The 13041-nt window shown below is 45.6% G+C and carries 9 protein-coding genes; 1 reads left to right on the top strand and 8 read right to left on the bottom strand.

Annotated features, from left to right (window positions below; genetic code table 11):
• Entirely contained in the window at positions 1-336 is a 336-nt protein-coding gene (locus DW039_RS08895; protein WP_087332736.1) for a hypothetical protein, read from the bottom strand.
• Positions 337-338: 2 nt separating this feature from the next.
• Positions 339-875, bottom strand: coding sequence for a nitroreductase family protein (locus DW039_RS08890; RefSeq protein WP_005826354.1), 537 nt, complete (start codon positions 873-875; stop codon positions 339-341).
• Positions 876-968: 93 nt separating this feature from the next.
• Between DW039_RS08890 and DW039_RS08885 the strand changes: the two genes are divergently transcribed.
• Positions 969-1952 carry a GNAT family N-acetyltransferase gene (locus DW039_RS08885; RefSeq protein WP_087332737.1) on the top strand — a complete coding sequence of 328 codons (984 nt, stop codon included), beginning with the start codon at positions 969-971 and terminating at the stop codon, positions 1950-1952.
• A 12-nt stretch (positions 1953-1964) separates the two neighbouring features.
• Here DW039_RS08885 and DW039_RS08880 read toward each other — a convergent pair whose 3' ends face one another.
• The 6 genes from DW039_RS08880 to DW039_RS08850 all read right to left on the bottom strand — a co-directional run bounded on the left by DW039_RS08880 (position 1965) and on the right by DW039_RS08850 (position 13028).
• Positions 1965-4544 (bottom strand): alpha-amylase family glycosyl hydrolase, encoded by a 2580-nt coding sequence (locus DW039_RS08880; protein ID WP_117703700.1) that lies wholly within the window; start codon positions 4542-4544, stop codon positions 1965-1967.
• Positions 4545-4715: 171 nt separating this feature from the next.
• A complete protein-coding gene (locus tag DW039_RS08875; protein WP_009036587.1) occupies positions 4716-6476 on the bottom strand; it encodes an AAA family ATPase in 1761 nt (586 codons plus the stop codon).
• A gap of 727 nt (positions 6477-7203) precedes the next feature.
• Positions 7204-9093 carry a glycoside hydrolase family 13 protein gene (locus tag DW039_RS08865; RefSeq protein WP_009036586.1) on the bottom strand — a complete coding sequence of 630 codons (1890 nt, stop codon included), beginning with the start codon at positions 9091-9093 and terminating at the stop codon, positions 7204-7206.
• Between the two features lie 69 nt (positions 9094-9162).
• Positions 9163-10263, bottom strand: coding sequence for a glycosyl hydrolase 53 family protein (locus DW039_RS08860; RefSeq protein ID WP_016273191.1), 1101 nt, complete (start codon positions 10261-10263; stop codon positions 9163-9165).
• A gap of 100 nt (positions 10264-10363) precedes the next feature.
• Complete coding sequence (locus tag DW039_RS08855) at positions 10364-11821, bottom strand: DUF5115 domain-containing protein (protein WP_009036584.1); 1458 nt, start codon at positions 11819-11821, stop codon at positions 10364-10366.
• A 34-nt stretch (positions 11822-11855) separates the two neighbouring features.
• Positions 11856-13028 (bottom strand): SusF/SusE family outer membrane protein, encoded by a 1173-nt coding sequence (locus DW039_RS08850; RefSeq protein WP_009036583.1) that lies wholly within the window; start codon positions 13026-13028, stop codon positions 11856-11858.
• Between the last annotated feature and the right edge of the window lie 13 nt (positions 13029-13041).

Below are 13041 nucleotides of genomic sequence, written 5' to 3'. Positions count from 1 at the left end.
TTATCTTGTTGCCAACCAATACAGAATAGTCCCTAATACCAGCAACGCCAACGGCAGCAGATAAGCGGACATCGTACCGAGTAAGGCAGTTATCAACCCGAAGTTCAATATCAGCCACAAACCTATCAATACCAATCCCACTGACTTGTCATGCTTGAACAGCAGAAAAATCACTGCGGTATACAATAGAAAATTATCCTTATTCATCACCCACGGCAAGCCGATTGCAGAAAAATGCACCAATTTGTCCACCAAGTAAAGAATGCCGAATACAATCAGTGTGATGGCAGTGGCCTTATATGTATCACGGTTATTGTTTGCTTTTGCTGCACTCACTGTTACTTTCCTCCGTACTTATTGATATGTATCTTTTCCCACTGCAGATTGTCTTCGTTGAAAGGCTTGCGCTCCATCCCCTTATGGCCGATAGCAATAACACTAAGCACCTGCAGCTGTAAAGGAATATCCAACACCTCGTGCACATACTCGCCGGAAGGCATACCGGAAGCCGTAAAACGTTCGCGCACCTGCACCCAGCAGCTTCCCAGCCCCATATCTTCGGCCTGAAGTTGCAGGTAGATGGAAGCAATGGAGGCATCTTCTATCCACACGTCGCTTGCCAGCGGGTCGGCAACAACCACTACTGCCAGTGCCGCATCGGCAATAAACTGCGATGCCTGCTCCTTGCAATAGGACAATTCCTTCAATTTATCCTTCTCGTCCACCACTATGAACTGCCATGCATTGCTGCGTTTCGACGTGGGTGCCATCAGGGCTGCTTTCATCAAAGTAACGACTTGTTCTTGTGTCAATTCTTCTTCTGTAAACTTCCGCATGCTGCGGCGTGCTTTTATCAATTCACTGAAACTTTCCATAATGATTTTATGTGCTAATATGCTAATGTGCACATCGACACATTAACAATAATTTTTGCAAAGATACGAGATTATTTTTTAAATTTGCAGACCATGCCTTTGAAACTCACTACATATTACCGTGGGAGCAAGGTTCCTGACCTGCCAGGCACCAACACCTTCCATTCCACAGAGTTGTTCCGAATCTACGAGGCAACTCCGGGGTATACCCCCATACTCATTGTGGCATCCGAAGATGACAAGCCCGTTGCGAAACTGCTTGCCGCCATACGTAAAAGTGTCCGCATGTTTCCACCCGGCATCATCAAAAGATGTGAGGTGTACGGTACGGGAGAATATTTCAATAACGAGGCAGACAAAGAGATTATCTTCAGTGACATGCTGCAAAGGCTTACCAATGAAGCATTGCGCGATTCTTTTCTCATCGAGTTCCGCAACCTGGAAAATGCCATGTTCGGATACAAATCTTTCCGAGACAACCAATACATCGCCATCAATTGGCTGCGGGTACGCAACTCGCTGCACAGCGTCGAAAAGGTGGAAGAGCGTTTCAGCCCGTCACGTATCCGGCAAATAAAGAAAGGGCTCAAAAACGGCGCCCAAGTACGGGAAGCACGTACCAAAGAGGAGATTCTCTGTTTTGCCCAGATGTTGCGCCACGTATATTCTTCCAAGATACGGCGCCACTTCCCCAGCATCAAGTTCTTTCAGCATCTCGAAAACCAGTTGACAAAAGGGCAGCAAAGCAAAATCTTCATCGTCATTTATAAGGAGAAGATTATCGGTGGCAGCGCATGCATTTATTCAGATGACAGCGCCTATCTATGGTTCTCTGGTGGCATGCGCAAGACTTATGCCCTGCAATATCCGGGGATTCTTGCCGTATGGAAAGCACTGGATGATGCCAAACAACGCGGATACCGCCACTTAGAGTTCATGGACGTGGGACTTCCCTTCCGCAGGCATGGCTACCGTGAGTTCGTTCTCCGCTTCGGGGGAAAACAAAGCAGCACCCGACGCTGGTTCCGTTTCCGTTGGAACTGGCTGAATCGGGTGCTGATAAAGATGTATGAATGATTTTTACCGAAATTAGAAATTAGTGTAGACTACATATCCATGAGCCGGTACATTGACCTGTGTATTTATTGTTTCACTCTTTCCGGTAAAATAATTGGTCCAGTTACCAGCTGTTGCCGGGAAAGCTACATCAACCGCATTATGCGTAAAGTTGCCCATAACAACCAGCTGCTTGCCCGTTACACTTTCGACCAACAATGAACGACCGTTGTCCCAATCAGAAACTCCGACCTTCCATGTCAAGATGGCACTTGAATCGAACAATTCCGGATGGGCGTTACGCAATTTCATTAAATCCGCATAAACATCGTGCAGCTCCTTGCGGTCAGTATTCTCCAGATACTCCCAATGCAACGGTTTCCTGCCCGTACGTCCATTCTCCCCAATGGAAATGTCATATCCCATCTCTCCAAATTGCCAAACCATCTTAGGACCTGGAACAGTAAGGAAGAATGTAGTGTTCAGCGCCAACTGATTCATGCGAGCATCAAGGTCGGTTTTCAGTATACCTTCACCCCATTGCGACTGTTTGTAAGCTGCGCGTTCTTCATCATGACTTTCCATAAAACCTACCCATGCAGGTGTTTTCTCATAAAGGCTGCTAAAAGAACTATTTTCAGCATATCCCATAGCCGACTGACAATAGGCATTATTCAGGTTGCGCCATAAGTGCATGCCATCTGCAGCCAGTTCATTTTCTTCCTTTGAATCACAGAAATGCTCCAGGATAACATAAGAGCCCTCTTTCACTTCCTTGATGGCAGCATTATAATCCTTTAGGATGGCAATGCGACTTGCATCGTAATTGGATGCCGTGCTTTCAGTACAAGAAGTCTGTGTGAATCCTTTCGTCAGGTCAAAGCGGAACCCATCCACCTTATATTCCTTCAACAAGAATTGCAGATTGCGCTTCACAAACTTACGCACTAACGGGCTTTCATGATTGAAGTCATGGAACACACTATAAGGATGAGGTGCTTCCACATTGAAATATGGATTATTCTTTGCAGTCTTATCACCATCCCAATAAAGTTTAGCCAGCGGATTGTTTCCTGTAGCGTGATTATAGACCACATCCAGAATAACTGCCATACCCGCCTCATGGCAAGCGTCAATAAACTGCTTATACATGGCCTTTGTGCCATAAGCCTTATCCATCGCAAAAAAGAAGCAAGGATTATACCCCCAACTGTCGTTTCCGTCAAACTCCTGCACCGGCATCAGTTCGATGGCATTGACTCCCATAGCCTTCAGATAAGAAAGCTTGCCCATTGCACCATTGATGTCGCTGGAGGCGGTAAAGTCACGTAGATGCAATTCGTATATCACCAATTGCTCAGGATTTGCTATTTTAAAGTCATTGACCTTCCAGTTATAACTGTCTTTCTGTATCTTGAAGGTCGAAACGATTCCTACTCCTCCCTCAGGATAAGCCATACTTTCGTTATAGGTAGAAGCCGGAATATATTTATCATTATCAGGATCAAGAATCTTTTCCGTATAGGCATCAGCCAGGCGAACCACTTCACCCGCCTTCGTACCTACATAATATTGGAAAGCATACTCTTTGCCAGCATCCAGCCCCGCCAACGTAATCCACCAACATCCGGAAGCATCATCACGATACATCTGCGATTTTTCGTCATTGCCCAATGTCCAGTTATTGAAGTCGCCCACTACATGGGCAAAGTCCTTATGATTCCCATTCGCATCTTTGTCATAAAGTACCAGTGTCACCGTAGAATTATCCACTACATTGATACCCTCGACCATACCGGCCGGCACTGCTGCAGTTTTAATTTCACCAGGAACAAAACCTTCATATTTTGTGTCGGTCACCTCAACAAAGGAATCCGATTCTATCCCTTTCTTATTGCCGTCTGCACTGCGAATCACTATTCCGAGCCGGTTCACCGGTGTCTTCCCGCTTCCAAACCATTCCCGGATATTCGGGCTCAGCGTAATGCTCCATACGTTGGCTTCGGTTGAAGTCATCTTACATTTATCCTTGTTTTCCGTCCACTCTGCCGGAACGAACAGCCAAGTTCCTTCACTGACCACACCAATATGCACATACACATCTCCTTTATGCCCATAGAGAGCAGACTTTGCATCCGCTTTAAAAGTAATTACAAGGGACTGGTCGGCATCCGGTGCTGCCGGTGTAAAACTCAAACCATCCGGAGCTACAATCGCATTGGCAGCCTGAGTGACAGATATTTCTTTCTTCTTCGAACCGGATACAATATTCAATTGTGCCGTCCGCGCTTTCCCTGTCTCATTCTTGCCGACAGAAACCATAATCGTAGCTTTCCCGGACGTACCTTTTGCCGGACTGATGTTGCACCAACCGGTATCTTCACCACTCAGCTCGGCTGTCCACTGCTGCCCGGCCTCAAAACTGACGCTTTGCGAAGAAGCAGCTTCACCAAAGCTAAAACCTTGCTCAAAGATTGATTCACTACCAGAAGCAGGGGTCAAATACTCCTGTAACTCCTCTTTATCGTCACTACATGCCGTGAATGCCAGCACTAAACTGAAGCATATTAAATGCCATAAAACAGAAATCTTACGTTGATTGATAATTTTCATAATATGAAGTATTCAAAGTTATCACTTCACAAATATAGCCGGAAAAGAAAGGGCAAACCGATTAACGCAAGAGAAAAGTAGCAGCAAGCTTACGGAAACGTTTGCATGGCAAGCAAATGTTCCCGTACCACCATGTTTTATGAAAGCTGAATGACAAACTTTTGTAGCCAATCAACCTACTTCCTCGCAGATACGCATTTCCATACCTTTATACACCACCACAATCTTATGCAACCGGGTGGCGCCGATGCCACGCTTCACCGTTTCCGTATCGGCATAGCGGTCGGCCTGGGCGATGGCTTCCCGGCGAAGTTCCTCCACACGGGTTTCGGAATCCTTATACTTGGCATATTTCAGTTCTACGATGTAGCTGTGCTTCATGTCGGAGTAGATTTCCAGCATCGGGCAGAGGAAAATATCTACATAACCTTCCTGCGTGTCCTGCTCGGAGACGGGACGGTAGAAACGGTTCTGCGCAGTCATGGCAAGGGTGAAGCCGTGGACGAAGGACTCGCCTTTCTGCTTGTCGCGCTGCGAGGCATAGCGGTGCAGGCAGTCGGCAATGTAGCCGAAGTAGGATTGCCAGTCGCCGTCGTAAGCCAGAGCCGAGGAAAGTTCGCTCTTTTCGTAACTGCTGAAACTCAGGTCGGCATCGTCGTAAGTATTCAGCAGATAGGTATAGAGCTGTTCCTGCACCACCATGTTGGGGATGGTGAGCCTTGCCTTTCCCTTATACGTGCCGCTGATGGTGAGCATTCCGAAGTAGTAGAGCAGACTGATGAAGTTGTCGGGATTGGTGATGCTGACGGCAGGGAAGCTGTCTTTCAGTTCACCGGTGATGAAGCCTTGACTCACGAGAGTCTGTATGACGGAAGCATCGTGGGCAAACTCCTTGTCCTTGCGGATGAGCATACGCAGTTTCTCGTAGTCAATGCGGATGTTGCTCTCTATCATGTTGCGTGGTGCTTTGCCATCATCAATGTAGTTCTTGACGAAGTAAAGCACCATATTGGAGTTGTACATCGTGGTTTCACCGTAGCATTCCTGCGCGAAGCAGTAGTTGTCGTACCACGGTTTCATCATCTCTATCAACTCGTCCACGCTGTGGTGGAAGGGGCTGTTTGCTGAATAATAGGCCAACATTCCGCGCACCTCCTCCTCGGTGAATCCCATCATCTGGTTGAACTTCGGCGCGAGGGAGTAGTTGGTGCCGATGTTGAAACCGCTGGTCAGGTCGTCCATCGTCACGGGGCTTACGCCGGTAATGAAGCAACGCTTGATGCTGGAATAAGTTCCTGCTTTCACCTTGTTGAAAAAAGAGCGCAGATAGCCTTCGCCATGCGTCTCATCCGTATAGCGGTGCAGGCTTTCGGGACTGGAAAGGATGGCGTTGGTGAAGTGGTCGTACTCGTCGATGAAGAGATACATATCCTGTCCGGCACGTGCGCAAGCCTGATAGAGGTAATCCAACTGCTCCACGGCTCCGCTCACCGCACGCAGTCCTTCCAGAGTATCTTGCGGAAGGAGGTCGGCGTATATCTTGCAGAAGTTCTCGAAAGTAATGCCGCAATGCGCGTCCAGCCCCTTGCGGTAGTCGTTCAGCTCGCCGCTGATGCCCGAGAAGTTGAGATAGAGCACCAGATAGCTATTGCGGCTCGGCGTGGGGTGTTGCCCGATGTACAGGTCACCGAAAAGGGCTTCGAACTTGTCGCGGGTGCGCACGTCGTAGTAGTGTTGCAGCATATTCAGCGTGAGGCTCTTGCCGAAGCGGCGCGGACGGATGAAGAAGAAGAAGCGGTCCGCCTCCTCTATCATGGGGATGAAGCGGGTCTTGTCCACATAATAATAATTGTCTTGGCGGATATCCGCGAAGTTCATCATGCCGTAGGGAAGTCTCTTTCTGCCGGGTACTATGTATTTCAATGGGTCCATCTGCTGTCCTCCTGCTATTTTTTCTATTTAATCCGTCCTTTTCTGCCGTTAACGACACAAAGATAACAAAAGAAATAAACTTTATCTTCTTCATGCCATCAGATTTTCGAGTCATTGCCCTGCTCAAGGATTACATAGGGCTATAAACAAGATGGAAAACAGCAGTAAGGTTACGGAAAATTTGCATGGCAAGCAGTTCTTTCGTTTTGTCTGCCAAGAATAACGGAATATTCAGCAGATTCGTTGTCTGTGAATTGATTCTTTTTCCATGCAAAAAAGATAATTGCCGGATAATTCGTTAGGAATCTTTCGTCGTTCTAAAGATGTCACAAAGTCTGCTTTCCATGCTGACAGATGCTTAAATACTTCTCTTCCAAACATAGCATTTCACGTTTTTGATATCAGAAACGTGAACTTTCTCACATTTCTGATATGAGTTTTGTGCAAAAACACACATTTTCGGCAGTAAGCCGAACTATTCATTTACGTGAACAATAACGCTCACTATAGTGAACTGTTGACATACAAGGTGTTTTAATACAACAAACATCTGTAATCAAGCATAGTAACGCCTTGCCCTCATGGTTACTCTCATAGCTATATGCCCGATGAATAAAGGGATGCAGTACATTATGAGAGCATGAGGGTAAAACTGCATTCAACTCTTAGCTGGCCCTGAAAATGTCTTCTGAAGCAAGACAAACAAAGTATTTGATCCGCAACGCAATCATAATTCAAGCATAAGCACTTCTTTCGGTTGTAGTCGGATAATTGCTCCTAACTTCACATCAGTATCTGTCAGCACATTCCTTGCATCGGTTTTATTTCCTATTACCTCCTTATAATGAGCCAAATCCCAATCGACCTCTTTATTTACCCCATTCATCACGACCAATATACTTTTCCCATTGTACGAACGTTCATATACATATATATTGTTGCGAGGCATAAAGTGCTTCATCTTGCCTTTGGAAATAACATCATTCCCCTTACGCCAATGCAGTAACTTTTTCATAAAACCGAAAGCTTCTTGCTGTATAGCCGTTCTCCCACTCTCTTCGAAAACACTGAGTGCATCTTCTTTCCATCCTCCCGACATATCCGGACGTATATATCCAAAATCAATTTTTGTAGTACCAGTCATCAACAGTTCCTGCCCATAATACAATTGCGGAATGCCAGGAATTGTCAATAACAAGACAACTGCCTGCTTATAGGCATCCAAAGAACTCGGAGTTTCCAATAAGAAACGATCAGAATCATGGTTCTCAAGCAAACGCATCACATTATTAATATCAGAATAGCAAAAGTCATAAGCCAAATGTTCAAAAACGAGTTGCAGACCGGTATTCCAGGAGGTTTCTTCATGAAAAGCCTTACTTGCCACTTCCCTTAAACGGAAATCCATCACAGACTTTAGTCCCGTATCGGCCTTCTCATTAACCAAACTGCCTTGTTGCCAATATGCAGCACCAACCGTATTATTAGGAATCATCACTTCGCCCACAATATTGAAATTGGGATACTCCTCAAACACTTCTCGACACCAACGTACCATCATGTCCGGATCGGGATATACATATGTATCTTGACGTACACCATCCAAATTGGCATATTCAATCCACCATATTGAATTCTGAATTAAATAATCAGCCACAAAATGATTCCTCTGATTCAAGTCGGGCATTGTGGGAACGAACCAGCCATCTGTCATCTCCTCCTTATCTATATCCGAGGCGTAAGGATCAAAAAAGACGGTTTTATCATGATTGGTCTCAACATATTTGTCCTTATCCCAATTATTAAACCAATTATGCATTGGCGGGTCAAGCAACCAAGGATGCTTGCTTCCACAATGATTGAAGACCATGTCCATTATCAATTTCATTCCACGCCGATGCAGGCACTCTGCCAACCGGACATAATCTTCATTTGTCCCCAACCGAGGGTCTATTTTATAATAATCAGTTGCGGCATAACCGTGATAAGAACCTTCTCCCATATCATTTTCCAACACGGGTGTTGTCCAGATGGCAGTAACTCCCAAACTATCCAAATAATCAAGATGTTGCATAATACCCGCCAAATCACCGCCATGCCGGGCATTGACATCTTTACGATTTACAGCATAGGGATAATTCATTTTTATTTGGTCATTGCTTTCATCGCCATTAGCAAAGCGATCCGGCATCAATAGATAAACAACATCAGAAGAATTAAATCCAACCTTTTCATCACCATTTCCTTGACGTTGTTTCAATTCATAAGAGCAGTTCAGTTTCTTCTTTCCTTTCACAAACTCAATATCGAACTTCCCCGGCATTGCCTCTTCCACATCTAAGTATAATACCAGATAGTTGGGGCTTTCCATTGGATGCACACTTTTCAGCACAACTCCCGGATAATTAATGACAGGTTTGTAAGCGCCTATATCATCACCATAAACCATCAATTGCAGTTGGGGATTTTTCATACCGCACCACCAAAAGGCCGGTTCTACTTTTATTGAAGATGTGGATTTTACTTCCACCAAATCAGCAGAAGATAAACCTTGCCATGCAGCGCTCCATTGGCACAAGCATAAAGCGAATAATGCAATAAAATATCTGGTTTTCATATCTATTTTAGATTTGCGCGTTCATTATAATTAGAATACAATTCAATCCATTGACGACTTTGGATGAAGTTAACGGATAAACCCACTGAATTCCTTCATCGCCGGAAGCGATTTACCAGTGCGATTATCAAAAAGCCCCCGATTCAGCCAACCTTCCGTCACCGTATTTCCGCAGGCATTTTCTTCGGGAAACCACCAGAATAGGCCGGTCACGTTGGCATGACGGCGCAATTCGGCTACCAGTTCGTGAGTAAAGATACGTTGCCCTTCAGTGCTGATGGGATAAAACTCAGAATACTGGTCCGCACTCTTTGCCCATTGGTCTTTCTCATGCGAATAATAGGCGGCAGTTTCCACAATCATGACTTCCTTATCGGGAAAATTTACAGCGAGAGAATCGAGCGTAGCACCAAGAACTCCCACCGCTTTGTGCCACATAGGATAATAACTAAGTCCGATAACATCATAATCGAGCTGTCGCAAATGGTTATAATAAGATTTCGTCTTGTCCCATTCGCCCGCCTTCTCTGTATGAATAATAATCTTTGCCCGTGGACATACTTCACGGCAGGCCTTGGCACCACTCTCCAATAGTTTTACAAGTATGTCCCAGTTATCCTTTCCAAGCGGCTCCACCTTCGCCGCAGGCCACATCATCCCGTTGGTTATCTCATTCCCCACTTGTATCAAGTCGGGGCATGCACCGGCTTTCACCATCACTTCAAGGCTTTTTCTGGTATATTGATAGACACTGTCGGGAAGCGATGCTACACCGCTATTTTTCCAACGATACGGCATGAACTGCTTGCCAGGGTCGGCCCACGTATCAGAATAGTGGAAGTCAAGCATAAACTGATACCCGGCTTTTTTTATTCTTTGCCCCAGTTTCATCACATAATCCAAATCTTGACACACGCCTTCTCCCTTATGCTCTGCCGAAGCCCTGTCCGGTTCCACAAACAAACGTACACGAATGGCATTCCAACCTTCTTCCTTGAAATATTCGAGGGGAGCGACAGCTTTTCCTGCTTCGTCACGATATACGGTTCCTGCTTCTTCGTAACTTGGCAACAAAGAGATGTCCCCACCAAGAAGACGCTGCTGTGCATGAATTCCCAAGCACAATACAAACAGAAAAAACAAAGTGGACATTAATCTAAAAGTCTTCATATCAATATCTGTAAATGATTGTTTAACGAAAACATAAAAGCCCTCTTCCTCGTATTTTCCATTGCGAGAAAAAGGGCTTTATTCTTATTTAAAAAAAAGATTATTTGAAAGAACCTATGCCGTCAGTAAAGTTCAAGTAAGCTTTCTGACCGGCAGCAACCTTTACTCGTTCTTGATCATTACCACTACCACGATATACAATCTTTCCATCGAGAACGATGAATTCAGTCTTCCACCAGTCGTAACCGCCAAAGTTCACACACATACGCACTTCATCGGCAGCGCCAAAGGCGGGAGAAACGAATTCGCCGTCTTTTCCCGTAGGAACGGTGAACTTGTTAACGTCTGCAACCTCCCATTTACCATCAGCAGCAGTACCGCCAATCAGATAAATATTCGGAGCAAGCACATTGACTATGCGGTCGGTTGTGTTCACTACGTGCAGTAAGTACCAACCGGCATTCTTAGCTAACAGATTGGTGCCATCAGCAGTCAAGCCGGCACCGGCTTCGTCATTAATCGTTGCCTCGCCACCAAAGTCATTTCCCCAACCGGCTTGCGGAGCAAACTTAATCTGTTCGCCAGCTTCCAGATATACAATAGTCCAGAATTCGCCTTCGGCACTATGAATCGGAGTTAACTGTTTCCATGTATCACCCCAACCATAGTTGCTGCCGGTCATAAAGAGGTCGATTGTCTTGATGGCAACTTTAAAGCTCATGTTGACAACATCCAGCGTAACTATAAAATCATTGATGCCGCTAATGGCAGGTGCTTGTGGGCTGGGGCAAGAAGGATCGCCAACCCACGTCAGGAAGTTTTCAGTCGCCACATCGCCATCTTCGAAAGTTCCCAATACACCGGGATTGATGTCGTCGTCCCAAGAAGGATTCGTTGTATCGTAAGCACGATAGAACTTGAACCAAGACTTCTCGGCAGTAGTTGTCACAACTGCCTTGTAAAGACCATCCCCAATCTTCTCCATCACAATAGGTTCATTTGCATTCCATTTCTGGAAATCACCCATCATGCAATATCCCTTCTCACTGATAGCGGGAGTAGTAACCGGAGTCAACTTCACCTGTGCAGTACCCGATGTAGATACAGCCTCACCGGTAGTCAATTTGGCTGCGGCATCCACATTTACATCCAGAGTACGCTCCACGTGGGCACGGCTGTTAAAAGCTTTTCGAACAGCCAAGTCAAGTTCCAACGTGTTTACCTTAACCTTCCCGTCTTTAAACGCTGCATCAATGGCGACGCCATTCACATTTACGCTTTTGAAGGCAATGGAAGCTATATTCGCATTGCTGCTTGACAATGAAGCAATCACAACCGAATCTACTTTAAGACCTTCTGCATCATCAGCGTATTTGGCATATACATCGTCCATCACAATGGCAGCGTCAGTACCCGCCGCATAATTAATCTCATATTTGGCAGCAGCATCCTCCGGAGAATTGGATTGGGGGTTAGCCCAATCCGTATAATCATCCGTACAAGCACCTAAGGTAATTCCGGCAAGGAACATACCTGCGAGTATTTGATTTTTCTTCATAATGTTTTTCTTTTAAAATAGATTATCATTCAGGTTATTTCACCTCACCCGTTTCGTTGGCATCTACACCCGGAGTACCGAACTTGACGTACAGCTTCTGGCCTGCAGCAGGAACCACACTGTAATCAGAGCCCTTGTCGTTGGCCCAGCTGTCAGGAATGTTGAGATTACGCCAGAATACATTACCTTCGAAGAGTGTAAACTCTGTGCGCCACCACTCGAACGTACCAGCTTTTACGTAAGCGCGCATTTCGCCTCCGCCTACAAATGCCGGAGACACCCAAATGCCACTACCATCGGCAGGAGCCGTCAACTGCAAGGCAGGACTTGCTTCATCCCATCCACCGGTAGCATTACCAATGATATAAAGAGCCGCAGGATATACGGTCAGAGTATAGTCAATGGCTTCACCGTTAATCTTAGCCTTGAAGCAAAGTGTATACCAGCCACCTTTTGCAAACTTGATGTTACCACCATCATCCGAGATTCCGGCTCCGGCCTCGTCAGCGTAAGTCTTCACATCGGCATAGCCCAACCATTGTTCAGCGAAAGTACCCCATTTGAAAGCGCCTCCGTCGGCAATATATACCACTGTAAAATAATTACCGTCCAGACCGAACACACCGGCAAACGGCTTCCAAGTCTTCCAAGCTTCACCAATGTCAGAACCTGCAATGAACAACTTTTCGGGCAACGTGATGCTCGGGGCCTGATAGGTAGCCTTCACTTGCAGTTTGATTACGTTAGAGTAGCAACTGCCCAACTCCAACTTATTCACGTTAGCATGCAAACGCACATAAAGGTCTTTCACCTCGTTAGAAGGATATTCCACACCTTCATTAGCATCCTGGAACATAGTAACTACAGCATCGTTCATTCTCTTGCCCGACACTTTGATGGAAGTAGAAGTGGAACTTGTCACTACCTTATACACAGGTTCTTCTGCGCTAAAATCGTCAAAGGAAATCTCCACATCATAGTTAACGCTCAAAGGTATACCACCATAATCCGGCTGGCTGGTAGTAAAAGTGAGTTCATCGGCAGTCAGCAAGTCCAATACATTATTGGCTGCGTTGGCAGGCATATTCAATACAAATCCTGTAGTATTTTCGTGGAATGTAGGATTGCTATCTATATCCTTCTCACAAGAGGTGACCAACACCAATGCAAGGACGGGAAGCAACATTCTTAACAATATTTTTTTCATATTATTGTTTCGA

This window comes from Bacteroides sp. AF39-16AC (assembly GCF_003602735.1).
GTDB classification, from domain to species: domain Bacteria; phylum Bacteroidota; class Bacteroidia; order Bacteroidales; family Bacteroidaceae; genus Bacteroides; species Bacteroides uniformis.
The sequence above is the reverse complement of the archived record's forward strand: the minus strand, read 5'-3'. Positions and strand labels throughout refer to the sequence as shown.